A 26623-nucleotide genomic window follows, 5' to 3' on the forward strand; every position below is an offset into this window, starting at 1 on the left:
TGGTCAGGTTGCAGTTTGTCAGGTTGCAGTTTGTCAGGTCGCTGTTTGCAGATTGTGCCATGATTGAAATCTGAATAAATAGCGGGGGCTGTATGTATACAGACGAAGACTTGAACAGAGCTGTCAGGGAGGGAATCTTTTCTACGGATTCAGTCGAAGCCTTTCGAGATTATCTGAGCTCTGAGAGGTCAGACTCTGACAAAAACGTAGCTGAGCAAGAATTCCCTGCTGTTGATGAAGAGAACTTCCGTCTGATCTCTGGCTTTAATGATATTTTTGTTGTTATTGCCAGCCTGCTCTTCCTGCTTTCTTCCTCATGGGTCCTGAGTTCCTATAGTCAGACAGCCAGTGCACTTTCATTGACGGTTCTATCCTGGGGACTTGCAGAGATATTCGTTGCCAGAAGAAAGATGGCGTTACCCGCGATCATGTTGCTGCTGAGTTTTGGTGCTGGCGTGTTTCTGTCTGTCTTTTCATTGTTTGAACAGCTCAATGAAACAACTGTTACCGTTTCAGCTTTAGTCACCATGGGCGCTATCTGGTTGCACTGGAAACGCTTCATGGTGCCGGTCACTGTGGCTGCTGGAATGGCGACTCTGGTCGTATTTATGATCAGCCTTTCGGTATGGGTGTTACCGCAGTTGCTTGAGTGGCTTTCTCCTCTGATATTTGCAGGTGGTTGCCTGGTCTTCTCTGTAGCCATGTATTGGGATGCTTCTGATCCAGCCAGAACCACACGGCGCTCTGACTCTGCTTTTTGGCTGCATTTATTGTCAGCTCCCATGCTGGTCCATCCTGTTTTTGTGAATCTCGGCATGTTCAAAGATCAGGAAAGTCTTCAGAGTTTGCTGGTGGCTGTAGCTCTTTACCTGCTGATGACGCTGATTTCCCTGATCATTGATCGTCGAGCCTTCATGGTTTCATCATTGATTTATGTGCTCTACGCACTTTCATCCTTTTTTGAAACCTATGGTTATGTCAGCTACAGCTTTGCACTAACTGGTATTGTGATTGGTAGCGCACTGCTGCTTCTGTCGGCATTCTGGCACCCGGTCCGTACGCTGATTGTGAAAAGCCTGCCGGTTTCGCTGCGACAGCATTTGCCGGTTATTCAATGACTGGCGCTCAAAGAATCAAGGTGTAGACATTGGCTGCAGATATTAATAATAACGATGAGTATTTTTCTGAAACCTTTAACCAGCTGAACAAGGTTGGTGAAAAGATTGAACGAACAGAGTTTGAAGATTGCACCTTTGAAAATTGTGACTTCAGCAATGCAGAGTTTGTCAGCTGTCGTCTTATTGATTGCCGTTTTATCAAGTGCAATCTGAGTCTGGTGTCGTTTCAGCTGAGTCGTTTTTTAGAAACAGATTTCAAAGAGAGTAAATTGGTAGGGGTTGATTGGACGCGTCTGACATGGCCCAACATTCTTGTGCAATCCCCGTTGGGTTTTGAGAAGTGTATTCTGGATAACTGCACGTTCTTCGGTCTTGAGCTGAAAGAGCTGTTGCTCAGGGATTGCCGGGTTCATAACGCTGACTTCACAGAAGGGCAGTTTCAGGAAGCCTGTTTTCAGGAAACAGACTTCAGTGGCAGTACTTTTAATCATACAAATCTGACAGAAGCCGACTTCAGTGGTGCGTCTGATTACCGAATTGATGTATTAAATAACACCGTTCGAGGCGCGATATTTTCCAGGCAGGAAGCGGTTCAACTTCTGGAAAGTCTTGAGCTGGTACTGGTGGATTAATGCTGCACGAACGTACCCCGTAGTTTTGCAGGCTTGTTCAGGCTTGGGGGCTCAAGTAAACTGTAATGTCCGGCAAACCGGCAGAATCAATAATTGAGAGGTGAGCAGTGGCTCGAGTAACAGTAGAAGATTGTCTGGATCACGTAGATAACCGTTTTGAACTGGTTATGGTGGCTTCCAAACGCGCTCGCCAGCTGGCTATTGGTGGTAAAGAACCAAAGCTGGATTGGGAAAACGACAAGCCTACAGTAATGTCTCTGCGTGAAATTGCAGAAGGTCTGGTTACAGCTCTGACCGTTGAAGAAAAAGTGATCGACGAAGACGAAGCTGCCATGTTCCTGGCTGGTGTAGAGGGTTAAAACCCCTAGTCATTTCTACCTTCAGGGGTTGCTGAATGGCCGGATGCTGCACAGGAGGAGCGGGCTTTGCTGACTATTGAAGAGTTTGCCGGCCGCTTGAAGTCCTACCTGAATCCCGAACAGGTTAATCTTGTTCGCAGGGCTTACTATTACGCCGAGCAGGCTCACGACGGACAAACCAGGCGCAGTGGTGAGCCTTATATCATCCACCCGCTTGAAGTGGCAGCTATTCTGGCTGACATGCATATGGACCATCACAGTCTGATGGCCGCCATGCTGCATGATGTTATTGAAGATACCGGAATTGAGAAATCAGCGATTGCTGAACAGTTTGGTGACATAGTTGCCGAGCTGGTGGACGGTGTCAGCAAGCTGACTCACATGCAGTTTGAAGACAAGACCGTTGCTCAGGCAGAGAACTTCCAGAAGATGGCACTGGCCATGGCGAAGGACATTCGCGTTATTCTGGTTAAGTTGTCTGACCGCCTTCATAACATGCGTACCCTTGGAGTTTTGCGTCCCGACAAGCGTCGCCGCATAGCTCGTGAAACCCTTGATATTTATGTGCCCATTGCCAATCGACTGGGCATGCATAACCTGCGGATCGAACTTGAAGATCTTGGCTTCAATGCCATGTATCCCATGCGTTCAAGAATGATCAAGCAGGCTGTCAGGGAAGCCAGAGGCAACCGCAAAGACCTGGTTACCCAGGTTCAGAAAGCGATTGCTGCCCGCCTTGAAGAAGTCGGTCTGAAAGGTCGGGTTGTCGGGCGAGAGAAACACCTCTACAGCATCTATAAAAAGATGCAGAGCCAAAGCAAATCCTTTGCCGAAATCATGGACATGTTTGCCTTTCGTATCATCGTCGAAAGTGCAGACTGCAGTTACCGTACCCTTGGTATGGTCCATAACCTCTACAAGCCGATTCCCGGGCGCTTCAAGGATTACATAGCCATTCCCAAGGCTAACGGTTACCAGTCCCTGCATACCAGTCTGTTTGGTATGCACGGTGTTCCGATTGAAATCCAGATCCGTACTCAGGAAATGGAAGACATGGCGAACAACGGTATTGCTGCCCACTGGCTGTATAAGTCCGGTGAAGAAGCGCTGTCCGGCAGCCATGCTCGTACACGTCAGTGGTTGAAAGGTGTTCTTGAACTGCAGAAAAACGCTGGTGATTCTCTGGAGTTTATCGAAAACGTCAAGATCGACCTGTTTCCTGACGAAGTCTACGTGTTCACACCAAAAGGTCATATTCTGGAGTTGCCTAAGGGTGCTACAGCGGTTGATTTTGCTTACTCAGTTCATACGGACGTTGGTAACACATGTGTTGCCTGTCGAATTGATCGAAGACTGGCGTCGCTTAGTCAGCCTCTGCAAAGTGGTCAGACGGTTGAAGTGGTTACAGCACCAGGCGCTAGGCCAAACGTTGCCTGGCTGAACTTCGTTACGACCGGTAAAGCTCGCTCGAATATTCGTCACTTCCTCAAGAACCAGCGTCGAAACGAATCCATCGCCCTTGGTCACAGACTGCTTAATCAGTCCATGCAGACCTTTGGCGTTAAGCTCGAAGACATTGATGAACAGGTGATTGCCGAACAACTGAAAGTCATGAGCATGACTCAGTTGGGTGATCTGCTGGAAGATATTGGTCTGGGTAACCGCATGGCTTATGTAGTGGCCAGAATGCTGGTTGAGCCGGGCCTGCACGATGAAAGTAAAACTCAGATAGATTCTTCGGATAACGGAAAGCCTCTCTCTATTCGCGGCACAGAAGGCATGGTGATCAGCTTTGCCAAATGCTGCTATCCGATTCCGGGTGACCCTGTAGTCGGGCATGTCAGCTCTGGTCGTGGCATCGTTATCCATACCGAAAGCTGCAAGAACATTGCCGACGTTCGCCACAGTCCTGAAAAGGTGCTGGAAGTGGACTGGGACAAGAATGTTTCCGGTGAGTTTACCGTTGAATTGATGGTTGAGCTTGAACACCATCGGGGCATGATCGCTTCACTTGCCACTACAGTCACGGCTGTTGAAGGCAATATTGAAAAGATCAGTATGGAAGAGCGTGATGCCAGCTTCTGCGTAGTTCAGCTGGTTATTAATGTTCGCGACCGACTGCACCTTGCTCGAATTATCAAGAGACTGCGTGTGATTAAGGGCGTTCATTCCATTAATCGCCGTCGGGAAGCTTGACTGATCACTGGCCAAAACTCTGTGTTTTGGTCAGCGTTTTCTCACCAAACTATGTTGAGTCTTGCAGGGAAGGCTGAAGCCCATTGCAAACACTAAGAGGTGCACAGCTTTTATCATCCCTCTTTGCAAATAACCATCAAAAAGCAATTGCGCAGAAAATGGTTGTGTAAGAGCAGGCTCTGAAATGCTCGGTTGAACAGTAAATTCAAGCTGGTTGGATTTATTATTAATCGAAATTCCGGGTAGCCCTTCGCCATTAATGTAAAGATTGATCAGTATGCTCGATAACCCCCCTTCGTCTGTTATTCCGCCCAATATAAAACTGATGTGATGCTCATTAGCGGTTAGCTGCTGAATATACAAATGCTCATCCATTTGCGGAGCAGTATGTTCTTTTGCTAAAAGAGTGCTAGCTATTGCTGCAGGTATGTATGGGTATAGGTGATTAAGAGAATGCTTTGTGGGAAGCAGTTGATGAATAGCTACCAATAACTGCCAGCCGATAGTTCCAAGCCTTCGTTGTGCTTCAGGCATTGGTATATTAGTACTCAAAACCTGCTGATTCAAAAAGGTATTTTGATAGGTTACCTGAAAAAAAGAAAAGGTTTGATTACTTAATTTGGACTTAAGTTCCAGTCTGTTGTTCACTTTACCCAGTGGAGTTTCTATAGCATTAGCCAGAGAGCTGACTGCTAGGAGAAGGACAGCAAAGCAGAAAGCCAGTGAGTTTCTCGATCGGGTGCTCATCTTTTTTAACACCATATTTATTTTTATTGTGGGCTCAGTATGGCTTAAAAAGACGTGGGTGCCAGACCGTTAGTCTGAATAGAGTGAATGCCCGTAAAGTTAGAAGCTGAGTAGGGTGGGGGCGAGAAACTTTACTCCTTTACTCGACGCTGGGAGACCTGAGAGAAGAATGAGTAAAAAATCCTACTGGAATTATTACTCATTCTTTTTATCTTACATCAGTGAGATTGAGAGCGTTGTCTAATCAGAAAGACTGCACCTATGGCAGCCGCTACCACAGGTACGGCAGAGTTACCGGATATTGGCTGAACTGGAATCGGTGGTTGATAAACCATATCAATATGGAAAGTGATAGGAATTAGCCCTCCGGTATTTATGGCAACCTGAATTATTCCACCTTGAAGAAGAGAGATGTTCATTGTCGTTTGGACTGTGCTTTCTGAATGGTTCACACCCTGAAGCGTCAGTTGTATACTTCCCCCATGGAAAGACTGTAGATTCTGCAAGGTCAGATTATCACTCAATACAGGGACTGACGGGTTTGAAACCTGAGTCAACGTTGTAAGTGCAGTGGGAATAAATGGAATGAGTAGCCCGTTTACTGATTGAGGTAGCTGATCAATATGAGTGTTTATACCCTTCAATAGGTTGGGGCTGAGAGTACCCAGTATGTAACCATCATCATTGCTCACTTCAATGAAGAAAAAGTCATCACCTGTAAACAGCTCGTTTAGAGTTAAGGCTACCTTATTACCTCCTCGAGAAAAGGATACTTGGCTATGAACCTCTCCAAGAATTGTATCGATAGCTATTGCCTTGATCGAAAGCAAAGTAAACGCCAAACCTATAATTAAGCCTAATTGTCTTAAATTAAATCGCACAGTTAAAAACTCCATATTCTTTTTTATGCGGATAAGTATGGTCAAAGTTTCCAGTAATGCTTGAAAAATACGTACTGTCCCTTAGTATTGGCCTCTTTCTTCACAGAAATGTGAGTGTGTAAATGAGCAATAGACAAACAATTAATACTGAAAATGCGCCGAAGGCCATCGGCACTTATTCTCAGGCGGTAAAGTCTGGCACTACCGTTTATGTTTCTGGGCAGATTCCACTGGTGCCAGAAACCATGGAGCTGGAGCAGGGGGACTTCAAGGCACTGACCCGTCGTTGCTTTGAAAATGTGAAAGCTATTGCTGAAGCAGCAGGTGGTACGATTAACGACGCTGCTAAGGTGGGGATTTTCCTGACTGATATGTCTAACTTCGCTGAAGTGAACGAAGTAATGGCTGAGTACTTTGAACAGCCTTACCCGGCTCGTGCAGCTATTGGCGTGAAAGAACTGCCGAAAGGTGTACCGGTTGAGGTTGATGCGATTCTTGAGCTGAAGTAATTCAGAACTCGTCCCATGGGGTATCCTGATAGCAATCAGGGTACTTCATTCGGTGCAATGCATTTCTATATGCCAGGTTATCAAGGTAACTTCCGGGTGAAGATAAATTCGCCAGAACGGAAAGTTTTCTGAGCTGTTCCAGCGCCGCCTTCCTTCTGACATTGAAAGAAACCCGCCCTGATTGTTTTATTTCTACATACTTTGCTGCAAAGATTCGCTGTTTTTCTGTTGGAAGATTTATCTCTCTGGCCAGATATCTGGCAATCACTCTTGCCTGATAGAAGTAAAGAATAAAGGGGAATGAACCAACATCCACACCGGTAATCGAGAGCTCTGGGTACAATGGGTGAAACAGGTTCAGGTAAAGTGGCGTTGCACTCATGCCATTAGACGACAGCTTGCATCCGGGTAATGCTGAGAGAATAGAGTCTGCCGTTCGATAGCCTGTGCAGAGTATAAGGTGGTCGATGTTATCAAGCTGACTTCCATCCTCCAGAAAAACAGTGTTGTCATTAACCCCTATAATATCGGCATGACGGCTGATGCTGTTTCCTTTTCCATACAACCCTTTTTCCACAGGGTAATGTTGTCTGCTGCCTTTGTGTGCACAAACATAAACCCTGCTGGCAGTAAGGCTGATCTCTCTACTCAGGTCTTCACCAGAAGGGCCGGTGCCTAACAGGGCGACTCTTTTGCCGAGGTACTTATCAGGTCCTCGATAACTCAGGCTGTGTTCAATCGTTCCCGAAAAATCATCTGTTCCTGCTATCTCCGGAAGTATTGGGCAACCATAACGGCCAGTGCAAAAAACAATGGCTGAAAATAGCCCCTGATCTCCCTGACTGGTCTTCAATCGCCAAAGCCGTTGGCTGTTGCTGATGTTTTTCTCAATGCCAATGAATTGATGCTTGAAGCGGATAATAGCCGTCAGACCATTGCTGTCTGAAAACCGCTGTAAATGATTCAGTATATTGCTGGCAGTGGGGTAAAGAGGCAGGCTATCGGGAAATGGTTGATCAGGCAGGGCCATCAATTCTTTGGGAAAGTTACTTCTTAAAGATGGGTAACCTGCACTGTGAATATCATGAATACTTCTTCTAAGATCATGAAAACCATCCAGTGGCTGAATAGCCCAGGTTCCGCCAAGGCAATCTCGCTGTTCATAAACCGTGATATCAAGACCTGACCTTTCTAACTCTCTTGCGGTAATCAAGCCAGCAGGCCCAGCGCCAATAATGGCTACTTTATTATTGTCAGGCATGCTGCCGCCATTTTTCTAGATGGGTGAGTGCAAGCCGGCAGATAAGCTGGCTATGAAAGAGTGTAGTCGGAAGAATGAGCGGCTTTATCGGAGCGTTTGTACTATTTATCAGCTCACATGGAGAGGGTAGCTAGATTTGAACATGATGAATTCAGGAAATGGAGTTCCACATCATGATGCTAATTAAGAAAAGTCTGTTAACAGTTTCACTATCCTTACTTGCACTTCACAGCGGTCTGTCAATGGCCTGGCCAGGTATTACCAGAGGCCAGATGGTCGATCTGGACAGCTCTGAACCTTTCAATAACAAATGCTCTTACCGTGTATTGCTTAAGGAAACAGGCATATCTAATGAAGTGAATATGGTCAGTTCGGATAAGCTGATTTTTGATACCCTGATTGATGACCCTAATGCTTCTGGAAAGAATCAAAGGCAGGTCGCCAGCACATTCACGATCAATGCCAACGACAAGATGAAAGCTACGGGAAGTGTTATTCCTGGTCCTTACTCTTCACAGTTCCAGAAAAAGCTGAAAGCAGGTGAGTTTGAAATCACTGAGCACTCATGTGTGAAAATGGTGTCGCCAGATCATGCCAGGCAACACCATAAATATCACCACAAGAAAGAGAAGTAATTTCCCTTTTCAAGGTTTAGTTGATCTTTAGCCCTCCTCTGCAGGGAGCCTTTCCCAATAGGTCAGGGAGCCGTTAAACCAGGTTCCCACAGCAATATCACCGTTAGGCAGGAAGATCGCATCGTGAGGATGCGGGAAGCCTGCCGCTCCAATCACTTCAGAAACATTAATCTTGCTGATAACCTTGTTGTTCTCATCCATGACTACCAGGTGACCTGTCAGATCGGGAATCAGGACATAATCTTTCCAGATATCAAAATCACAAGGCTCAACAATTGCAGGATCTGTGACTACAGAAAGCGTTTTGCCGTCTCCGTCCGTATATTGCAAACGGTTGTTACCGCGATCAGCAATTAACAGCTGGTCTCTGCCTTCGCGTATATCCCAGATCAGCCCGTGAGGCGTATTATATAAATTAGCCTCCTCACCTTTGCCTCCAAAGGTCAGGCCTTTGTACTCACCATTCTCAGCATTAAACTTGTGCACCAGAGAACCTGAATAGCAGTCAGCCATGTAAATGTCTTTGCCGTTAGGGTTAAAGGCAACATTACAGGGAGAGTAACCGCTTGGAATAGCGATCATATTGTTGTTGTAATTCGTGTATGCCCAGTTGTAGAAGTCCTTCATAGTGTTGAAGAATCCACGTTCATACATGCTCAGAGACTCTGGAAAATTATTGCTCCAGATTTCGTTCATGTCCGTATCAGTTTTATAAAAACGGCCTGCATTATTGGTGTGATACAGGTAGAACTTACCATCTTGCTCAGTACGGCCATCCAGACCATGGGGTTCACCTTTCGCGTGATCTTTGGTGCCAAGAGTACCCAGGAAGTCGGCATTATTGTCGAACTTGATCAAAGCCCGGGTATTTTCATCGTGACCGTACCAGGTAGAGTAAGTCACGTAGATGGAGCCATCTTCAGCCAGAGTCAAACCATGAACGTTGCTCCAGGTGCTGGTGATTTCTTCCGGAACAACCAGTTTGTCGCGACGAATACGGTAACGGAATTCACCTTGTCCGAGAATTTTCTGATCCAGTACTGCCTGTTCTTCAGGAGGCAGGGGAGTGGGGGCATTGCTGGTTAAAACATAGGTTAAATAACCAATGGCAAGCAGGAATAGTGCAAGGATCAGATAGATGATCCAGCGAGTAACCTTACCCAGAATGGAAAGCATTGGGGGCTCCAGAATATTATTATTTTCTCTATGGCCCGATGTAATGAGACCGGTCGAACCATGACAGCTTGACCGGCTATTTTACTAATCAGTTGTCTTATTCTGATGGAGGATAAAAGCAAAGATATGGATGATCAGGTCAGCAGTCTTATCTGCTGAGAAATACACCAACAATTGAGCGATACCAAAACAGACACGTCACTGGTTTAAATACTGCTTTCTGAATGCTGAAGGCGACATTCTGAAGTGCCGATGAAAGCACCGTGAAAAATAAAGCTGATCAGAGTAACCAGCAAGTTCGGCTATCTCTGCAATAGAGATTCGAGTGTGAGTCAGCTTTTCACAGGCTAATGCCATCCGTTTTTCATTTCTCAGTTCGATTACGGTCAAACCAGTGTGTTGTTTAAATAAACGAATCAAACTGGAAACAGAAATGCAGGCTTCTTCAGCGATTTCCTTAACAGTGATGTTCTTTCTGAAATGCTTCTCGATGTATTCAATAGCTTTCAAAACACGATGATCAATCACTGAGCGCTTAAACTCAGGCACCAGTCGTTTACACTGAATCAAAGCCTGTTCGAGCAGGTTGTACCTGAGCCTTATTGCCCACGGGTCAGAGTCCTGACTGATCTCTCTGATATGCTCAAACAAAGGTGTGATCGTATCTATGAAAGCTGAATCTTTGGCTGAAAGGTGATGTATTCCAGAGCCGACATCAGGCCAGTCCAGCAACTCGTTGAAGCGGGTATCCGGGAGAAAAACCAGCCAGTAACAGCCCCAGCTATCAGCATCAGGGTGTCGATGGTAATCATAAAATGCATCGGGGGACAATAAAACGAGGTCACCAGGTCCTACTTCAAGACTGCTTCTCAGACCGTTATAAACGCCCTTTCCAGAAACAGTCAGCTGCAATCCCCAACCTGATTTACGACCCGGTCTGTATACACGGTAATCACTCCACTGGCCTTTTTCGGAAAGGGTGTAACTGCAGTTACAACGATAATCGACAATAAAATCGATCCCTTCCATGGAACTGATGAATTGCTGAAGAAACTGGTTGGCCTCTTCCTGACTGATGTCGTGTTCTTTTTCAAAGACAGGTCGCCATCGTTTTGAAAGCTCTGGAATACGGGGTTGATCAAGGATTCTTCTAACGGCTTCCTGTATTTCATCAGGCTTTTGCCAGCTCAGACTGGGCATGTCCGGAAAGAGGTCGGGGGAATGGGTGCTAAACACTTCATCCATATATGGAGTGCTAATGAAGTTGTAGTACTGCTTTGCGGCCTGAATAGCATTCATTGTTCTGGTTATATTCTCCATATTTGGGGAGATATCCTACTAACAAAAACGACATAAAGACAGGTAACTTAATTGTCATCCCTCATAGCCGGACAGATCGTGCTGTTGGGCTGAAACACATAACAATAAATAGAAGAGGTTCTCTGCTGTGAATGAAGGACTCTGTAATTACGAAGGGTCAACCTTTCGTACAATACTGACCTGGATAGCCTACCCAATTGGTGTACTGCTGCCTTTTACTCTGGGTGTTTATTTCAGACCGGAAGAGCCAAGTGCTGGCTATGTTGCTTTCTTCCTGCTGCTGGGTTTCACCATTGCTTTTACCTTTGAAAAAATTCAACCACACTGTGAAAAGTGGAAGCGTGATCATGATGGTGATACCAAAACCAGTCTGATGCACATCTTCTTCACCACAACGCTGACTCAAGCTATTACTCCTTTTGTAATGATGAGTATTTACTGGTTGCTGAACGCTGATGGCCGTTCCTCTCTGGCGCTGGTCTCCTGGCCAACAGAATGGCCAATTATGGCTCAGGCGGCTCTGGCTCTGGTCGTTGCGGAGTTTGGTGTTTACTGGGAGCATCGCTGGTTCCACACCAAGCACTATCTGTGGAGATTCCATGCGGTTCACCATTGTGTACGTCGTCTGACATTCCTGAATGCCCTGCAGTCACACTTCTTTGACCTGATCTGGGTCGGTGTTGCGATTGCTCTTGGTTTGACAGTGTTTGGTGCGCCAGAAGAGATGGCGATGATCGTAGCGATCTTCACTGTACTGCACGGTAAGTGGCAGCACGGTAATATCCGCTACAAGCTGGGCTGGATGAACTACATTTTCTCCGCTGCAGAGCTGCACCGCTGGCACCATTCTGTTCGCTATCAGGATGCGGACTCCAACTATGGTTCAAACCTGATTGTATGGGATCTGGTGTTCGGCACTTACAACCTGCCAAAAGATCGTGAGCTGGATGTTGTGGGCGGTATTGGTCTGGGTCGTGATGATGCTACCTTCCCGAAAACCTGGTGGGGTCAGCTGATCGTGCCTTTCTTCTGGGAAAAGATGGTGGGTAATCGTCACTACTACCCTGATCAGAAGAAAAAACAGGAAGCAAAAGCGGCAGCGGCGAACTCTTAAACAGGTTTGTTAAATAACTTCCCGTGAGAGGCCAGTGTTTTCGGACACTGGCCTTTTTTGTTATTCCAGATCAGGCAGAAGCAAGCAGAGGTTTTCTAATGACAGGGTTGGCATTAATAGGAATATGCAGAAGAGCAGCTGCGAATGCCAATACGACGGTTGACCACCAGATGGGTTCATAAGAGCCGTAATAGTCGTATATTCTGCCGCCAGCCCAGGCTCCCAGGAAGCTGCCGACCTGATGGGTAAAGAACACCAGACCGTAAAGAGTAGAAAGATATTTTGCCCCGAAAATCTGACGAACAAGGCCTGACGTCAGTGGCACCGTTCCGAGCCAGCAAAAACCAATAGCAGCACCGAATATGGAAGCAGTGTTGTTGGTTACAGGCAGAAGCACGAAGGACGCAATAACCAGTGTTCTCATCAAATAGAGAGAGGTCATGACATAGCGTTTATCGAACCTGTCGCCCATCACCCCCCAGAAATAAGAACCGAAGATATTGAACACGCCAACATAAGCCAGTGCCATGGCCGCAGCACTGGCGGCGAGTCCTTTATCCCCCAGATAGCTTGGCAGGTGGGTGGCAATGAACATGACATGGAAACCACAGACAAAGAAACCGGCATGAATCAGCCAGTAACCTTTGTGGGAAAAAGCTTCGTTTAACGCCGCTTTAACGCTGTCAGGGGCATCGTCCTGCGCCGTTGTCTGAGTCTTATTTACCTCACTGGTTTTCATAAAGGCAGAAAGAACAACCATAACGCTGCAGGCTACAGCGAATACCTGAAGAGCGGTTTGCCAGTCAAAGTTTGAGAGCAAAGCTTCCGCACCGGGAATCACTGCAAACATACCGAAAGAACCAGCGGCTGTGGTTAAACCGAAAGCCTTGGCAGTATGTTGAGCTGGAACTACCTTGGCTACGGCACCAAGAATAATCACATAACTGGTGCCACTTAAACCCAGACCAACCAGAGCGCCAAGCGTAAGGTAAAGCCAGTCAGGTTGTACGGCGATAGACGTTAGATACAAACCGGCAGCATAAGTCAGCGCACCGAAGCAGATGATACGACGTGCACCCCAGCGGTCGGCAGCCATACCGACAAAAGGCTGAAACATGCCAAACAGCAGGTTTTGCAGGGCGATGGCCAGACTGAAAAACTCACGGCCAGTATTGAAGGTCTCTGAAATGGGCATCATAAAAATGCCAAAGGACTGGCGAATACCAAGACTGAAAATCAGTATGGCAATCCCCATCCAGACAAGAAGAGGAAATCGAAAAATACTCATTAGTGATGATGCTCTGAATGCTGAGAGTGGGACATTGAGTGGTGTTCGCCATTGCCTTGATGGCAGCCGGCATTAACGGCATTGCGAGACAGGGAATCCAGAAGAACCGGTGAGTGATGAACAATCACCAGAGATACTCCCAATAACACCAACATCCTTAACAGCTGTGCAGTTAAAGACTGGGAAAACATCGCATTTTCTCGGTTATAGAAAAAACGCACGATTTTAGTGAGAAGATGAAGATATAAACAGTCGTAATAGTCTTTAACTGTTGGCGAGTAATCTCAGTCTATGGGCCATGTAAATTAACATTGCCCATGGGTTTTATATTTTAAAATGCTGCCCACGATAGGCTGGACTTCGGTGAAATCAGGAGCCCTTGGCTCCTGACCTGTTTTCTATATCATTCCCTTTTTAATAGCGCGGGATGTTCCAGCAACATCCTTGATGTAACGGGTAAAGTCTTTATCTTTTGCCCGTCGCTCCGCCAACTGTGAGCCATTTCTGGCCTGTTCTCTCAAAAGCTTCTGGTAGTTTTTGAAGCGACGCTGCTCCAGTCTTTCCTCTTCAATTGCACGGTTCACCGCACAATCAGGCTCGGACTCATGCTGGCAGTCACTGAACCGGCAGTTTTCAGCAAGCTCAATGATATCGGCAAATGTTTCCTCAACGCCCTGCTCGCAACCAGCAAGTTGTAGCTCACGCATTCCCGGTGTATCGAGTAACAAACCACCATCTGACATCATATGCAGCGACCGGCCCGTTGTTGTGTGCCGGCCTTTACTATCGTCTTCCCGAATACCACCGGTTTCCTGTATGGAGCGTCCCAGCAGTGTGTTGGTGATCGTTGATTTACCCACACCGGATGAGCCGACCAGAGCGACTGTCTGACCAGTACGACACCAGTCAGAAAGCTGTTCTTTGCAGGCTGGATCAAGGCTGTTAACCGCTACAACAGATAGCAATGAATCAAGAGCCTGAACCTGTTCTGTATAGCTCTCCGGCTCAGAACAGCAGTCTGCCTTGGTTAAAATAATAACCGGTTCAGCACCTGCCTCTTTTGTAGCAGCCAGATAGCGTTCGATTCGACTCAGATTAAAGTCATCATTCATAGACGAAACTATAAAAACAGAATCCAGATTGGCTGCAATAAGCTGCTCATTCACTTTGCTGCCAGCCGCCTTGCGAACAAATAGAGAGCTGCGTTCCAGCAGCCTATGAAAACTGTTGTCTTCGTTTAGTAACAGCCAGTCGCCCACAGTGATTGAAGGCATACTGTGATGAACAGGAATAGAAAGTTCACCCGCCTCTGTTGAAACTTCAAGAATCGATCGGTGAACAGCCATCACTTTTGCCGGATGTGTAGCTTCCCACTCATCCAGTGTCAGTTGCTGCTGAAAAAAAGGACGCCATCCCATTTGTTGCAGAGAAAAATGAGAAAGAGATAAATCTGTAGACATGGTAACCCCTGACGCCAACTCGGCATCATGAAAAATAAAATTCTGGGGCGTAGCCCCGGCTATCGGCCGGGCAGGAAAGAGTCTTTCTTGTTAATCAGACGTCAGCTGCCCGGAAAGGGTTGCTTACAATCATCAAATATCCTCCAACTGTATTTACTGATAAGTGAGGCTGGATGATAACAGAAATGTTGAATGCAAAAGAAGGTAGGAAAAACGCTATAAATTATCCCTGAAGAGCGTTGGGTAGTATGTCGTTGTATGAACTTAAAGGTAGAAGGCTCATTGACCTGGTTAGGCTAAGCTTTCGACTATTTTCTCGACAGAAAAATTAATTTTATTTACGTCTCCATGATCTAGCCTATTTCAAACTAATAAATAATATAAAAAGGTGAATATATTGAAGCGTTTACTCTTTGCTTTTGTATTTGTTTCGGTATTGCTCAAAAATCTGGCCTTTGCAGACTTTTTTGATGAAAATGAATATGAAGACTACCGTACGGCCCCTAAAAATAAAGAATGGTTTGGTCACATCGAGAGTACTCCCTTATTAAATGAGTCATTATCCGAACTCTTTTTTGCAAAAACAGCGTATCAGCTCTTTCTGATGGATGGAGTTGAGCATATTTCAAAAGAAGAAGGTCTCTCATATCAGGACATGCTGAATAAGTTTAAAATATCTGAGGAAATCTGGTTTCGGGATCTGTTGGCTCAGGGGGTTAGTAAAGGAATCGCTGATATGATGTGCGTTCATTTGCATGAAACTGATTTTTATTTTGGCGAAGAAGGCCGACCTGACTGGGCTGATGATGTCGAAAAATTGCCAGATAGTAGTTGGTTTTCTGGAATGAAACTTTGGTACTTCTATAGTTGGTTTTTTAAAATTGAATATTGTAATTCTAATTGTTCATTTTCTAAAATGAAATCCTGGTATTTTTATAAAAGTTATATCGTCTATTTATGGATACAACTTCTTGGTGAAGAAGAGTTTTTACACACATCGGAAGACAATCTGGCTATCAGAGATCGTTATGTTTCAGGTGTATCAAAATACCTGACTTTCTGGAGAAATTCGCTAAAAGGGCTGACTGCTGAGGAACTCTATACTTCCTGGAGAAATAGAGCTAAAGGGCTGCCTGCTAAAGACCGCTTTTTCTCGCTTTGGAATAAAGAAGCAGGGCTCATCAATACAGAGTTTCTGAGAATGACTGTGGACCATGTGATCATTTCAACTTTAGCAGTGGAAAGTGCTGAAAGAGTTCAGGTTGATTACGAAGAACAGAGAAAAGAGTTGGAATTAAAACTAGATCTAGTTGGTGATTCGGGCTCTTTTATAGAAAGTTATAAGTGGTTTAACTTTATGTTGCCAAGACACGAATTTTTTAGTCGACAGAATAAAGCTCTGAAAGAGATGGGACTGGGCTTTTAGTCACGACAGGGAGTGATGAACGATACAAGTGCCATGATTATTTTGCGTCACTCATGGCACTCTGTTTTGTCAAAATTGCACCTGATTCTCAGGACACTTTGCTCATTTCGTGAACCACAAAGCTGACCACAGCGCCTTCAACTGCTTGTTTATAGGCTTCAATATGAACGGTCTTCATATGATCCTGCCATAAATCACGGGTTTCCCAGTTTTCAAAAAACAGGAACTGTTCAGGCTTGTTGTTGTCTTGATGCAGGTCGTACTGAATACAGCCAGTTTCGGCAAGAGTTGGTTCAACCAGTTTGGTCAGTTCAGACTTTACCAGTTCAATCTTCTCCGGGTGTGCCTCGATATGAGCGACGATGGTTAATGCAGTCATGGTTGTTTCCTGATGGATTGAGAGCTGAATACTGTCAGAAGCCTACATCAATCCATTGTTTCACGAGAGATAATTTTAGTACGCATTTCACTATTGCCAGCATGGTGTAGCATAGCGCGGGCAACAGAAAGAGTTGATACAGGAAGGAGTTTTTTGGGAATCAGTGGAGAGAAAGCTTGAAAGAAGAGTTCAGCTGCAGATTCTCCAAGCCGAAACTCATTCCGTTCTCCTTTTAGCAGCGAAGGACGAAAGGTGTGCAAAGTCTTAAAGTTTTTAGCTTTTAACTTAGTCTCCATTTCCCGTTTCACGTCCAGATAAAAGCTCGGCAATTTGCCTTCAACACCGGCAGAGCTGATGACTGAAAAATGCTCACAGCCTGATTGCTTTGCCAAAGCAGCTGTATCCAGAACAGCCTGCAAATCGACTTTTTTAAAGGCTTCTTTTGAGCCAGCCTGTTTAATGGTTGTCCCCAGACAGCAGAAAGCGATATCGATAGGACTGGCCAACTTTATGTCTAACCACTGCTCAATTGGGTGAATCAGTTGTTCAAGTTTTGTATGCTCGGGAAGGTTCTGTCGACCGATGTAAACTACCTTTTCATAGTCGTTTGATGCCAGTAGAAGAGTCAGCAGATGATTCCCGATAGCACCTGTAGCGCCTGTAATCAGGGCGGTTTTGCTCATACGTCACTCATTGCTTCAAGCAAACTCTTGTATCCGGCTTTGTAGTCCGGAAACCTGAAACTATAACCCGCATCAACAATCCGTTGATTCAGACAACGCTTATTAGCCCGCGGAGGAGCAGAATGTGAATCATCCAGTTCAACATCAAGCTGCTCAGCCAGCCAATGCAAAACTTCATGCATAGGCGCAGGGCTGTTATCTACACCGAGATAAAGAGTATCCACTGGAAGCCCTTCCATATCCCGTTTGATCAGGTAAGCCAGAATGCCGGCGCAGTCATCCCTGTGAATACGGTTGCCATAAATCACCGGTTCAGCAGGGCAGCCTTCACCCGCTTTAACCCTGTTGATCATACGATTGCGACCAGGACCATAAATACCACCAAACCTTACGGCTGTAGCAGGGTAAGACGAAGCAATAATCAGACTTTCAGCTTCTAGCATAATCAGGCCGGAGTATGACGCAGGCTCAGGTAAAGTGGACTCGGTAATTTCTTCACCGTTGCCGTGAGGGTAAACACTGGTGCTTGAAGTAAACAGGATTCGTTCGGGCAGGTAACCATCGTTCTGAATTCTGGCCAGTACATTGGAGAGACCGTTGATGTAAGCTTTGCGGTAGTTCTCTTCTCCGCGGCCGTCTGTTGCGGCAGAATAGACCAGGTAATCAATCCTTTCGGGCCACTGGCCGAGATTGTCAGGATCACTTAAGTCACCGGCTACCGGGTGCACACCCGCCGGGAGTTTATCAATGGAACGACGAAGTCCCCAGACAGAAAAACTACCGTCAGCCAGTAACTGTCTTGCCAGTTCACCGCCAACGTCTCCACAACCTGCAATGAGTACGTTTTTTTTATTCATGATGGTCGCCGTGGGTTGAAGCACCGAGGTTATAAATCACAGTGTGGCAAGTGTCTCCCATTCCATTGGAAATGCAAGCCTTTGGTATATAAAGCCATGCCTTAAAAAGCCTGCCACAGAAAATAAAGTGTTTGATATAATACCTGTTTAAATTTACAGTATTTTCAAATTTTGTCTATTCTTGGCTCTCATGCCTACAGTGGAGTGAAAGTGTCTGCCGCGAAGTTGAAAACCTTCTCCACAGCTGCTTTCAAAATACAGTCATGACTCTTACGGAACTGCGTTACATCGTCGCATTGGCTCAAGAACAGCATTTTGGCCGTGCTGCTGGCAAATGTTTTGTCAGTCAGCCCACGCTCAGTGTCGGTGTTAAAAAGCTGGAAGCAGAGTTGGGCATGGCTCTGTTTGAACGTTCCCGCAATTCGGTGCGGGTCACCCCCATGGGTGAAAAAGTCGTCAAGCAGGCTCAGAAGGTTCTGGAAGAAGTGGCTGGCGTAAAGCAGATTGCCAAGTCAGGCCGTGACCAGCTGAGCAGTCCACTTCGTGTTGGCGCTATTTACACGATCGGCCCGTACCTCTTTCCTCATCTGGTTCCCCGTCTGGCTCAGGTAGCTCCGGGTATGCCGCTTTATATTGAGGAAAACTTCACAGCAGTTCTTCGTAAAAAATTGCGAATGGGTGAGCTGGACGCAATCATCATCGCATTGCCGTTTACTGAGCCCGATGTTCTGACCATGCCGCTTTATGATGAGCCCTTCCGGGTTCTGTTGCCGGGTGGTCACCGCTGGGAAAAAGAAGAAGCGGTTGATCCGGCCGAGCTGATTAATGAAGAGCTTTTGCTGTTGGGTGAAGGACACTGCTTCCGTGATCAGGTATTGGAAGCCTGCCCGCTTCTGGCTCAGAAAGACGACTCGGGCACTGAAGAGTCTGGTGGTATTGAAGCGACCTCTCTGGAAACCGTAAGACATATGGTAGCCTCAGGTATGGGTATCAGCGTTTTGCCACAGTCTGCACTGGTGGACAGCCATTACGCTCCGGAAGTTCTGACATCCAGACCTTTCCGTTCACCGGCTCCCAGCAGAACCGTAGCTTTGGCCTGGAGAACGAGTTTCCCGAGACCCAAGGCTATTGATGCATTATCTGATGCCTTGCGGTTATGTTCGGTTGCTAAACCCTGAATGGTTTTGCGGTCTTTTATTCTGGAGCTGGATAAAAAATACTGGATCCGCTATTGATATGAAAAATTGATTTGGTGGCTGCTGGATTGGCTTGATGCCAGAGAAGATCCAGCTTTGGGCCTTTTGAAGTCGTAAGACAGGCTCCTGTCCATGAAGAGATAGAGCCTTCTTCTTTGGTCCAGTTAACTCTGAAGGAGATGGCGGTTCCCTTAGAAGGTAAGTCGAAAGTATTTGTACCGAATGAGCCATATAAAGGGAAAGCAACATTATCGGGGAATAGGCCGTCAGGTGATTTGAACGACCCTAGCAGACCGTTATTATCAGTAGGATCTGTCTGCAGAATAAGAGTGGATCCTGATCCGGATGTCCAGGTACCAAACAGGTTATCGCAGCCCTGAGCATGACAGGTTAAAGAAATCATGCAGCTTAATGGTATGGATAGAAGACCGTATTTCATACATTAACTCCGTGAACTAAATACACATTCATATGGTTTATAGTTTATGAACAGCAGAAGGCAAGAACGGACAAAGTAAAAAACTGTCTTGAAGGTAGGAAGAGTATGGCCAAGCCCCTGAACGAAGTTCCGGTTACGGCGCTGAAAGGTGTCGGGGGTGCGCTTGCGGAAAAACTGGCGAAAATCCAGATTAATAATCTGCAGGACCTGCTGTTTCATCTGCCCATGCGTTATCAGGATCGCACCCGTATTGCTCCTATGGGAACCCTGCAGCCGGAAATGGACTGTGTGGTTCAGGGCAGAGTGGTGGCTGCTGATGTCATGATGGGTAAACGACGTAGTTTGCTGGTTAGAATCAGTGATGGTTCCGGCTCTATTGGTTTACGTTTCTATCATTTCTCCGGCGCTCAAAAGAATCAGCTGAAAACAGGTGCAGAAGTTCGTTGCTTTGGTGAACCAAGGCGAGCGGCTACCGGCCTTGAAATGTACCATCCGGAATACCGGGTCATTAAAGCTGATGATGATACTGATGTTGAAGAAACGCTGACACCTGTTTATCCCGCCACCGAAGGTCTGACCCAGCAGCGTATTCGCGCACTCTGTCAACAGGCGCTGGAAAAGCTTGATAACCCTGATGCCCTGCAAGAGTTTTTGCCTGAAGAAGTTCGCTGGCAATACCAGTTAGGTTCGCTGGTGGATGCCGTTCGTTTTCTCCATGCGCCACCACCGGATGTTTCCTATGAACTGCTTGAAGAAGGCCAACACCCAGCACAACGTCGCTTATCCTTTGAAGAGTTATTGGCTCACAACCTGAGTATGCAGAAACTGCGGACTTTGGTTCGTACTGTTAAAAGTTACCCAATGCCACCGAAGCAGGAACTGACTCAGTCTTTCCGAAAAGAGCTGCCTTTTGCCCTGACCAATGCTCAGGAAAAGGTGCTGGCCGAAATCAGTCAGGACATGATGGAGCCAGAGCCAATGCTACGGCTGGTTCAGGGTGATGTGGGCTCGGGTAAAACAGTCGTGGCAGCGCTGGCTGCATTACAGGCCGTGGAAAATGAGTTTCAGGCTGCCGTAATGGCACCCACAGAAATTCTGGCTGAACAGCATGAAAAGAACTTCAAGAGCTGGTTCAAACCTCTCGGAATTACTGTCGCTTTTCTATCCGGCAAAGTGAAAGGTAAAAAACGTCAGGAAGTGTTGGAACAGATTGCCAGTGGTGAGGCTATGGTGATCGTCGGCACCCACGCTATTTTTCAGGATGAAGTCATCTTTAAAAAGCTGGGACTGGCGATTATTGATGAACAACATCGCTTTGGTGTTCATCAGCGAATGTCTCTGCGCAAAAAAGGTGAAGCCAATGGTGGTCAGCCTCATCAGCTGATTATGACGGCAACACCGATTCCCAGAACGCTGGCCATGAGCGCCTATGCTGACCTGGATTGTTCCATCATAGATGAACTGCCACCGGGACGAACGCCGGTGAATACCGTTGTGCTGGGTGATGACCGTCGTGACCAGGTTATTCAGCGGTTAAAAACAGCCTGTGTAGAAGGTCGACAGGCTTACTGGGTTTGCACTCTGATTGAAGAGTCGGAAGCATTGCAGTGTCAGGCTGCCGAGGTGACAGCTGAACATTTAAAGAAAACCTTGCCGGAACTTTCTATTGGTCTTGTACATGGTCGAATGAAAGCGGCAGAAAAGCTGGAAGTAATGGATGCCTTCAAGGCTGGTCATCTGCACTTATTAGTAGCAACAACCGTTATTGAAGTGGGTGTCGATGTTCCGAATGCCAGCCTGATGGTCATTGAAAACCCTGAACGGCTTGGCCTGTCCCAACTGCACCAGCTTCGAGGTCGGGTCGGCCGTGGCTCCATAGCCAGTCACTGTCTTTTGATGTATCACGCACCTTTGTCGCAACAGAGTCGTGAACGTTTGCAGGTTATGCGTGATTCCAGCGATGGTTTTGTAATTGCCGAAAAAGACCTTGAACTGAGAGGCCCAGGTGAAGTTCTGGGAACTCGTCAGACAGGTCTGGCGTCATTCCGGGTTGCCGATCTGGAAAGGGATTCCGGCTTGCTGGAAGATGTAAAAAATGCCGGTCGGGTGTTGCTGGAACAAGCCCCTTCTAATGCAGAACCGCTTATTCTTCGATGGCTGGGACATGCTGAGAAGTATGCGAATGTTTAACGTTCATCCTATCTGAACGAAGGTTAATGCCTGCATCCCAGTGGGGCTTATCTTTTCCGATTTTATCAATTATAAAGTCAATAAATGCCCGAACCTTTGCCGGTAAATGCTTTCGTTCAGGATAAACCGCGTACATGGTTTGCTGAGGTAAACGGTAATCAGGAAGTACCTGAACAAGCTCGCCGGACTTCAGGTACTCACTGGCCGTAAAGGTCGTAAGCCGACCAATGCCGCAGTTTCCCAGAATCGCAGTCATCAACGCTTCACTGTTATTGACCAGAAAATTACCGGTTGTTTGAATGCTGACGGTTTCATCCCTGCCCATTAGCACCCATTCACTGGAATCTTTGGAATACACATAATGCAGGCAGTTATGGTCGTGCAGGTCGCTCACTGTTTCTGGTGTTCCATGCTTTTTTAGATAGGCAGGTGTTGCTACCAGCAGGTTATGGCAGGGGGCAATTTTACGGGCAATTAGTGATGAATCTGCCAGCTTTCCGCCCCGAATAGCCAGATCAAAACCCTCACCGACCAGATCCATTACCCGGTCTTCCATAACCATATTGATGGAAATCCCCGGGTAGTTGCTCAGAAACTCAGGTACCAAAGGGGCAATATGTAAGCGACCAAACGACATAGGAACCGAAATTTTTAACTGGCCTTTTGGACTGCCCTGTAATTCGAAGACTGAATCTTCAGCTTCCTGAGCCGCATTTAGCGCCTCAATCGCTCTTGATAAATAACGTTCGCCCGCTTCAGTAAGACTGAGCTTTCGAGTTGAACGATGAAGTAGCTGAACACCAAGATGCTCTTCAAGTTGGGTAATCCGTTTGCTGACGGCTGATTTTGATAGCCCCAGCTTGCGAGCTGCTGCAGCAAAGCCATTGCTTTCCACAACAGCAACAAAAATGGCCAGTGCACCAAACTGATTCATCTTATTGTTCACTTTTATTCGACAGTCAGTTTCCAGTATGTCGGATTATCACTCATGAAGAAACGATCTATAGTTTTACTGTCACCTGAACAATAAAGAAAAGGATATGTTGCCATGGTCAGACTTGAGCATTCCAACCTGAGTGTTGTTGATATAGAGAAAACACTCGATTTTATCCTGACTGCTTTCCCTCACTGGCAAGTGAGAGCCAGAGGAAACAATGTCTGGTATGGCGTTGAAAGACAGTGGCTGCATGTGGGTGATGATGACTATTACCTGAGTCTGAATGGTCAGGCAGCAGGAAAGAACCGGGACTTACAGGGGCATACTCCAGGGCTGGCTCACCTCGGGTTTGCTGTAGATGATGTGAATGCTATCGTCGAAAGGCTGACGGCTAAAGGTTATGACATTCGGGTGGATATGCGAGAAGGTCACCCGTTTAGGAAGACAGCCTACTTTATTGATCCGGAAGGGTTTGAGTTCGAGTTCATTCAATACCTCAGTGAAAAGCCGGAAGAGAAGAACCTTTATGAAGATGTAGGCTCAACAGTAGTGACCTTTGTAAATCCGGACTGAGTTTTCTGATCGGTAGGCTGATGTGCACAGGAGCGCAGGAAGCATAGGAGCTTCGGAGGATTTATACGATATTCGAAACTTTATATGCTTTTCATTTCTTTCAAGAGTTATAACTTGTTAGCAAGTTAAGAAAGTTGTCTGATTGACTCAAAATAATAATGAGTCTAATCATGAAAACTCTTGTTAAACGGCTATTGAAGTATACGTTTATACTACTTGCATTTGGCTCGGTTGCGGGCTTTTTCTGGCTCGATCATCAGTTGCAGAAAGCGATTCCTGATGACGAGTACCATGCCTATATTAATCAGCCTGCCAAGCCGCCATCCTACGCAGATTCAAAGCATGTAAGTTGTCAGGATCAGAACAAAGATAAGAATGCCTACTTTGGGGCTCTCCATATTCATACCGGTTTCTCTGGCGATGCCGCAGGATGGGGTAACCAGACAACCCCTGTTGATGCCTACAAGTTTGCCCGTGGCGATACAATAAAACCTGAATTTCGACTTGGTGATCTTTCTTCGCCAGAGGTCACTATTGACCGGCCACTGGATTTTGCTGCGGTAACTGACCATGCCGAATATCTGGGGGAAGCTTACCTTTGCAGTACGCCGGGAACTCAGGCCTATGACACGCTGATTTGCAGTGTTTTCCGTGGCGATACTCAACTGCCTTTGGGAGAAGCGGCACAACCTTTAATTCGTATGGCTTCCATGGTGATGTTTGATGAACGTTCAGCGTTGCTTTGTGGTGAAAATGGTATGGGTTGCCTGAAAGGTGTTAACCATCAGTGGCTGCGTACACAACAAGCGGCTGAGGAAGCCTATGACCGCAGTGATGCCTGCAATTTCACCAGCTTTGTTGGCTATGAATACAGCCTGAAAGAAAAGGCCAGCAATATGCACCGTAACGTAATTTATGCCAACGGTACTGTGCCGCCTATTCCTCTGAGTGCCCGTGAAGTTCAGAAACCGGAACAACTATGGGAATGGCTGGACAACAACTGTCTTGAAGCTGATGGTAACTGTGATGCGCTGGTTATTCCTCACAACAGTAACTGGAGCAGTGGTCGTATGTTTTATCCATATCGTCTGACTGAATATAGCGAAAAGGATAAACAGCGCTATGCCATGTTGAGAAACAAGGTTGAGAGACTGGTTGAGATCATGCAGATCAAGGGAGATTCCGAGTGCCGAAATGGTCTGTCCGGCATTATGGGTATGCCTGATGAACTCTGTGACTTTGAAAAACTGCGTAATTATCAGGAAGAAACGGAAGACTGCGGGGACAAAAAAGGTGAAGGAAATATGAAGCTACAGGGATGTGTATCCCGTTACAGTTTTGTTCGTTCAGTGTTAATGGAAGGCCTTACCGAACAGCGTGAAGTCGGAACCAACTCCATGAAGTTCGGTATTATAGCTGCGTCGGATAATCATCTGGCCATTGGTGGTGCCGTTGAGGAAGACAACTATCCCGGTCACAACGGTGGTGATACCACACCAAAAGATCGTATTGGTGAAGAAATTAATGTCCCTGGTCTGGTAAAGGCTGAACCATATCGCTACAACCCGGGTGGTATTGCTGGTGTCTGGGCCGAAGAGAATACCCGGGAATCTCTCTTTTCCTCGATGAAGAAAAAGGAAACCTTCGGTACTTCAGGCCCTCGAATTCTGCCGCGTTTCTTTGCTGGTTGGGACTACAAGCCAGAGATGTGTGGCAACCCCGATATGGTGTCCCGGGCTTATGCGTCTGGTGTTGCCATGGGCGGCGATTTGCCTGAAGCACCTTCTGCCAGCTCCAGGCCATCGTTTCTTTTGAGTGCCTTGATGGATGCCAAAGAAGGTGCAACACCACTGCAGAAAATCCAGATCATTAAAGGCTGGACGGATGAGAGCGGCAAAATGTATCAGGAGATTATTGATGTTGTAGGCGATAAGCAGCCAACCATGTCTGTAAACACTAATACTTGTGAGCAGACTGGCACCGGCCATCAAAGTCTTTGCGGTGTATGGCAGGATGAAAACTTCGACCCGAATGTTTCAGCGGTTTATTACGCTCGTGTCGTTGAGAACCCAAGCTGCCGCTGGAGTACATACGACTGCAATAAGCTGTCTGATAAAGAAAAGCCTGCGGCTTGCTCTGACCCAAGCGTTCCGAAAACCGTTCAGGAAAGAGCATGGACGTCTCCTGTCTGGTATGAAGCCAGTCAGGGGTAATCTTGTTAAAGTCGTAGCATCAGCTGCGACTTTGCTTTATGCGATTAAAGGCAAAAGGTAAAAGAGCGCTGGCAATAATAATGGCAGCTCCAATCATGGAGAGAGAATCCGGTACCTCACCAAATAGCCAATAGCCGAAAGCAATCGAGTAAATCATTTTCATATACTCGACATTGGCAACGATATTGGCTTCCCCATGTTTATAGGCGGTAACTCCAATCCATTGTGCGACGGAAGAGAGAACGCCCACTGCCACAAGGAGCATCAGTTCATAACCGTTTGGCCACTGCCAGGCGTACAGGCTTGGAACCAAAGCTATAAAACCTACGAACACCGCTTGATAAGTCAGTAGAACCACTCGTGATTGCGTTTGCGCCATTCTCCTTACGCAGACGACAGCAACTGCTGCTCCCAGTGAGCCAACTATTCCCGCCAAAGTGTAAACGACAGAAGGGTCTTCAAACTCTGGTCGTACAATCAGAATGACACCGGCAAAGCCAGATAGAATAGTAAACAGGCGGACTTTACCAATAATTTCTGAAAGAAACAGTCTGGAAATAACGGCGACAAACAGCACCTGAAGGAAGCCGAGAGCCGTAGCATCTGCCAATGGAATATTACTGACAGTGACAAATCCCAGATAAAGCGCAGCAAAAGCACCAAGAATACGAAACAGGTGTAGCTGTATTTGTTGTGGTTTTAGCAATACATCCAGAGATCCCAAGACGGAAGGCATCAGAACGGCAACAAAGATCAGCTGTCGAAACAGTAATATCTGAAACAGGTCAATTCGCTCACTTAATACTCGAACAATGACGCCTACTGCAACAAAAAGTGCAGTAGAGATAAGAGCGAGTAGAACGCCTTTTGAAGTCGGTGACAGTGTGTTGATGAATGGGATATTTACTCGGGAAAGCAAAGCAGGTTTGCTTGTTATTTCGTTGACCATTAGTTCACTCACAGTGTCATGAGTGGATATTTTAAAGGTTGCACCTGTAGACAGGTCAATAAGAAGCCCGAATAAAAAAATCGGG

At 46.4% G+C, this 26623-nt stretch carries 26 protein-coding genes; 12 read left to right on the forward strand and 14 right to left on the reverse strand.

Features of this window, described 5'->3' with window-relative positions; translation table 11 throughout:
* Window positions 1-92 precede the first annotated feature (92 nt).
* From EOPP23_RS19205 to spoT, 4 genes are all read left to right on the forward strand, one after another.
* Window positions 93-1118, forward strand: coding sequence for a hypothetical protein (locus EOPP23_RS19205; protein WP_153767617.1), 1026 nt, complete (start codon window positions 93-95; stop codon window positions 1116-1118).
* 29 nt (window positions 1119-1147) lie between these two features.
* On the forward strand, window positions 1148-1750 hold the full coding sequence (locus tag EOPP23_RS19210) for a pentapeptide repeat-containing protein (protein WP_153767618.1): 603 nt from the start codon (window positions 1148-1150) through the stop codon (window positions 1748-1750).
* A gap of 107 nt (window positions 1751-1857) precedes the next feature.
* A complete protein-coding gene (gene rpoZ, locus EOPP23_RS19215) occupies window positions 1858-2109 on the forward strand; it encodes a DNA-directed RNA polymerase subunit omega (protein WP_370514832.1) in 252 nt (83 codons plus the stop codon).
* Window positions 2110-2175: 66 nt separating this feature from the next.
* Window positions 2176-4305 (forward strand): bifunctional GTP diphosphokinase/guanosine-3',5'-bis pyrophosphate 3'-pyrophosphohydrolase, encoded by a 2130-nt coding sequence (gene spoT / locus EOPP23_RS19220; protein WP_153767619.1) that lies wholly within the window; start codon window positions 2176-2178, stop codon window positions 4303-4305.
* A gap of 30 nt (window positions 4306-4335) precedes the next feature.
* Here spoT and EOPP23_RS19225 read toward each other — a convergent pair whose 3' ends face one another.
* Window positions 4336-5052 carry a hypothetical protein gene (locus EOPP23_RS19225; protein WP_153767620.1) on the reverse strand — a complete coding sequence of 239 codons (717 nt, stop codon included), beginning with the start codon at window positions 5050-5052 and terminating at the stop codon, window positions 4336-4338.
* Between the two features lie 218 nt (window positions 5053-5270).
* Window positions 5271-5948 (reverse strand): hypothetical protein, encoded by a 678-nt coding sequence (locus EOPP23_RS19230; RefSeq protein ID WP_153767621.1) that lies wholly within the window; start codon window positions 5946-5948, stop codon window positions 5271-5273.
* Window positions 5949-6055: 107 nt separating this feature from the next.
* On the opposite strand from EOPP23_RS19230, the gene EOPP23_RS19235 reads away from it, so the two are divergent.
* Window positions 6056-6442 carry a RidA family protein gene (locus EOPP23_RS19235; protein ID WP_153767622.1) on the forward strand — a complete coding sequence of 129 codons (387 nt, stop codon included), beginning with the start codon at window positions 6056-6058 and terminating at the stop codon, window positions 6440-6442.
* 1 nt (window position 6443) lies between these two features.
* On the opposite strand, the gene EOPP23_RS19240 is transcribed toward EOPP23_RS19235, so the two are convergent.
* Window positions 6444-7703 (reverse strand): NAD(P)/FAD-dependent oxidoreductase, encoded by a 1260-nt coding sequence (locus EOPP23_RS19240; RefSeq protein ID WP_153767623.1) that lies wholly within the window; start codon window positions 7701-7703, stop codon window positions 6444-6446.
* A gap of 173 nt (window positions 7704-7876) precedes the next feature.
* Here EOPP23_RS19240 and EOPP23_RS19245 point away from each other — a divergent pair, with 173 nt between their 5' ends.
* A complete protein-coding gene (locus tag EOPP23_RS19245; protein ID WP_194842683.1) occupies window positions 7877-8338 on the forward strand; it encodes a hypothetical protein in 462 nt (153 codons plus the stop codon).
* A gap of 27 nt (window positions 8339-8365) precedes the next feature.
* Here the strand turns inward: EOPP23_RS19245 and EOPP23_RS19250 are convergent, their stop codons facing one another.
* The gene (locus tag EOPP23_RS19250; RefSeq protein WP_153767625.1) at window positions 8366-9514 is read right to left on the reverse strand and encodes a hypothetical protein; all 1149 of its coding nucleotides are present in this window, start codon (window positions 9512-9514) and stop codon (window positions 8366-8368) included.
* Window positions 9515-9712: 198 nt separating this feature from the next.
* Window positions 9713-10834 carry an arabinose operon transcriptional regulator AraC gene (gene araC / locus EOPP23_RS19255; protein ID WP_153767626.1) on the reverse strand — a complete coding sequence of 374 codons (1122 nt, stop codon included), beginning with the start codon at window positions 10832-10834 and terminating at the stop codon, window positions 9713-9715.
* A 127-nt stretch (window positions 10835-10961) separates the two neighbouring features.
* Between araC and EOPP23_RS21865 the strand changes: the two genes are divergently transcribed.
* The gene (locus tag EOPP23_RS21865) at window positions 10962-11948 is read left to right on the forward strand and encodes a sterol desaturase family protein (protein WP_153767627.1); all 987 of its coding nucleotides are present in this window, start codon (window positions 10962-10964) and stop codon (window positions 11946-11948) included.
* A 70-nt stretch (window positions 11949-12018) separates the two neighbouring features.
* On the opposite strand, the gene EOPP23_RS19265 is transcribed toward EOPP23_RS21865, so the two are convergent.
* The 3 genes from EOPP23_RS19265 to rsgA all read right to left on the reverse strand — a co-directional run bounded on the left by EOPP23_RS19265 (window position 12019) and on the right by rsgA (window position 14696).
* Entirely contained in the window at window positions 12019-13236 is a 1218-nt protein-coding gene (locus EOPP23_RS19265; protein WP_153767628.1) for an MFS transporter, read from the reverse strand.
* Complete coding sequence (locus EOPP23_RS19270; RefSeq protein WP_153767629.1) at window positions 13236-13427, reverse strand: hypothetical protein; 192 nt, start codon at window positions 13425-13427, stop codon at window positions 13236-13238. Before EOPP23_RS19270 ends, EOPP23_RS19265 begins: the two co-directional genes overlap by 1 nt.
* Before the next feature lie 207 nt (window positions 13428-13634).
* Window positions 13635-14696: a ribosome small subunit-dependent GTPase A gene (rsgA, locus tag EOPP23_RS19275; RefSeq protein WP_153767630.1), complete on the reverse strand. Its 1062-nt coding sequence runs from the start codon at window positions 14694-14696 to the stop codon at window positions 13635-13637.
* Window positions 14697-15093: 397 nt separating this feature from the next.
* On the opposite strand from rsgA, the gene EOPP23_RS19280 reads away from it, so the two are divergent.
* Window positions 15094-16122 (forward strand): hypothetical protein, encoded by a 1029-nt coding sequence (locus EOPP23_RS19280; protein WP_153767631.1) that lies wholly within the window; start codon window positions 15094-15096, stop codon window positions 16120-16122.
* Window positions 16123-16210: 88 nt separating this feature from the next.
* Here the strand turns inward: EOPP23_RS19280 and EOPP23_RS19285 are convergent, their stop codons facing one another.
* The 3 genes from EOPP23_RS19285 to EOPP23_RS19295 are packed head-to-tail and all read right to left on the reverse strand — an operon-like array spanning window position 16211 to window position 18041.
* Window positions 16211-16501: a putative quinol monooxygenase gene (locus EOPP23_RS19285; protein WP_153767632.1), complete on the reverse strand. Its 291-nt coding sequence runs from the start codon at window positions 16499-16501 to the stop codon at window positions 16211-16213.
* Between the two features lie 47 nt (window positions 16502-16548).
* Window positions 16549-17184: an NAD-dependent epimerase/dehydratase family protein gene (locus EOPP23_RS19290; RefSeq protein ID WP_153767633.1), complete on the reverse strand. Its 636-nt coding sequence runs from the start codon at window positions 17182-17184 to the stop codon at window positions 16549-16551.
* Window positions 17181-18041 (reverse strand): SDR family oxidoreductase, encoded by an 861-nt coding sequence (locus tag EOPP23_RS19295; protein WP_153767634.1) that lies wholly within the window; start codon window positions 18039-18041, stop codon window positions 17181-17183. The genes EOPP23_RS19290 and EOPP23_RS19295 overlap by 4 nt, the downstream gene beginning before the upstream one ends.
* A gap of 263 nt (window positions 18042-18304) precedes the next feature.
* Here EOPP23_RS19295 and EOPP23_RS19300 point away from each other — a divergent pair, with 263 nt between their 5' ends.
* Entirely contained in the window at window positions 18305-19219 is a 915-nt protein-coding gene (locus tag EOPP23_RS19300; protein ID WP_153767635.1) for a hydrogen peroxide-inducible genes activator, read from the forward strand.
* Window positions 19220-19235: 16 nt separating this feature from the next.
* On the opposite strand, the gene EOPP23_RS19305 is transcribed toward EOPP23_RS19300, so the two are convergent.
* A complete protein-coding gene (locus EOPP23_RS19305) occupies window positions 19236-19676 on the reverse strand; it encodes an avidin/streptavidin family protein (RefSeq protein ID WP_153767636.1) in 441 nt (146 codons plus the stop codon).
* Between the two features lie 39 nt (window positions 19677-19715).
* Here EOPP23_RS19305 and recG point away from each other — a divergent pair, with 39 nt between their 5' ends.
* Complete coding sequence (gene recG, locus EOPP23_RS19310) at window positions 19716-21866, forward strand: ATP-dependent DNA helicase RecG (RefSeq protein ID WP_370514833.1); 2151 nt, start codon at window positions 19716-19718, stop codon at window positions 21864-21866.
* Here the strand turns inward: recG and EOPP23_RS19315 are convergent.
* Window positions 21820-22800: a LysR family transcriptional regulator gene (locus EOPP23_RS19315; RefSeq protein WP_153767638.1), complete on the reverse strand. Its 981-nt coding sequence runs from the start codon at window positions 22798-22800 to the stop codon at window positions 21820-21822. The genes recG and EOPP23_RS19315 overlap by 47 nt on opposite strands.
* A gap of 114 nt (window positions 22801-22914) precedes the next feature.
* Between EOPP23_RS19315 and EOPP23_RS19320 the strand changes: the two genes are divergently transcribed.
* Both EOPP23_RS19320 and EOPP23_RS19325 read left to right on the forward strand, forming a co-directional pair.
* Window positions 22915-23376, forward strand: coding sequence for a VOC family protein (locus EOPP23_RS19320; RefSeq protein WP_153767639.1), 462 nt, complete (start codon window positions 22915-22917; stop codon window positions 23374-23376).
* A gap of 170 nt (window positions 23377-23546) precedes the next feature.
* Entirely contained in the window at window positions 23547-25589 is a 2043-nt protein-coding gene (locus EOPP23_RS19325; RefSeq protein WP_194842684.1) for a DUF3604 domain-containing protein, read from the forward strand.
* Between the two features lie 19 nt (window positions 25590-25608).
* Here the strand turns inward: EOPP23_RS19325 and EOPP23_RS19330 are convergent, their stop codons facing one another.
* Entirely contained in the window at window positions 25609-26538 is a 930-nt protein-coding gene (locus EOPP23_RS19330) for a DMT family transporter (RefSeq protein ID WP_153767641.1), read from the reverse strand.
* Between the last annotated feature and the right edge of the window lie 85 nt (window positions 26539-26623).

The organism is Endozoicomonas sp. OPT23 (assembly GCF_009653635.1).
Classification (GTDB): domain Bacteria; phylum Pseudomonadota; class Gammaproteobacteria; order Pseudomonadales; family Endozoicomonadaceae; genus Endozoicomonas_A.

Coding starts and splice junctions, on each gene's coding strand:
- EOPP23_RS19305 (WP_153767636.1), bottom strand. CDS start 19,676: ATGAAATACGGTCTTCTATCCATACCATTAAGCTGCATGATTTCTTTA.
- EOPP23_RS19315 (WP_153767638.1), bottom strand. CDS start 22,800: ATGAATCAGTTTGGTGCACTGGCCATTTTTGTTGCTGTTGTGGAAAGC.
- EOPP23_RS19265 (WP_153767628.1), bottom strand. CDS start 13,236: ATGAGTATTTTTCGATTTCCTCTTCTTGTCTGGATGGGGATTGCCATA.
- EOPP23_RS19325 (WP_194842684.1), top strand. CDS start 23,547: ATGAAAACTCTTGTTAAACGGCTATTGAAGTATACGTTTATACTACTT.
- EOPP23_RS19235 (WP_153767622.1), top strand. CDS start 6,056: ATGAGCAATAGACAAACAATTAATACTGAAAATGCGCCGAAGGCCATC.
- EOPP23_RS19240 (WP_153767623.1), bottom strand. CDS start 7,703: ATGCCTGACAATAATAAAGTAGCCATTATTGGCGCTGGGCCTGCTGGC.
- EOPP23_RS19300 (WP_153767635.1), top strand. CDS start 18,305: ATGACTCTTACGGAACTGCGTTACATCGTCGCATTGGCTCAAGAACAG.
- EOPP23_RS19295 (WP_153767634.1), bottom strand. CDS start 18,041: ATGAATAAAAAAAACGTACTCATTGCAGGTTGTGGAGACGTTGGCGGT.
- EOPP23_RS19320 (WP_153767639.1), top strand. CDS start 22,915: ATGGTCAGACTTGAGCATTCCAACCTGAGTGTTGTTGATATAGAGAAA.
- EOPP23_RS19245 (WP_194842683.1), top strand. CDS start 7,877: ATGATGCTAATTAAGAAAAGTCTGTTAACAGTTTCACTATCCTTACTT.
- araC (WP_153767626.1), bottom strand. CDS start 10,834: ATGGAGAATATAACCAGAACAATGAATGCTATTCAGGCCGCAAAGCAG.
- EOPP23_RS19225 (WP_153767620.1), bottom strand. CDS start 5,052: ATGAGCACCCGATCGAGAAACTCACTGGCTTTCTGCTTTGCTGTCCTT.
- rsgA (WP_153767630.1), bottom strand. CDS start 14,696: ATGTCTACAGATTTATCTCTTTCTCATTTTTCTCTGCAACAAATGGGA.
- EOPP23_RS19230 (WP_153767621.1), bottom strand. CDS start 5,948: ATGGAGTTTTTAACTGTGCGATTTAATTTAAGACAATTAGGCTTAATT.
- EOPP23_RS19330 (WP_153767641.1), bottom strand. CDS start 26,538: ATGGTCAACGAAATAACAAGCAAACCTGCTTTGCTTTCCCGAGTAAAT.
- EOPP23_RS19205 (WP_153767617.1), top strand. CDS start 93: ATGTATACAGACGAAGACTTGAACAGAGCTGTCAGGGAGGGAATCTTT.
- EOPP23_RS19285 (WP_153767632.1), bottom strand. CDS start 16,501: ATGACTGCATTAACCATCGTCGCTCATATCGAGGCACACCCGGAGAAG.
- EOPP23_RS19270 (WP_153767629.1), bottom strand. CDS start 13,427: ATGTTTTCCCAGTCTTTAACTGCACAGCTGTTAAGGATGTTGGTGTTA.
- EOPP23_RS19250 (WP_153767625.1), bottom strand. CDS start 9,514: ATGCTTTCCATTCTGGGTAAGGTTACTCGCTGGATCATCTATCTGATC.
- EOPP23_RS19290 (WP_153767633.1), bottom strand. CDS start 17,184: ATGAGCAAAACCGCCCTGATTACAGGCGCTACAGGTGCTATCGGGAAT.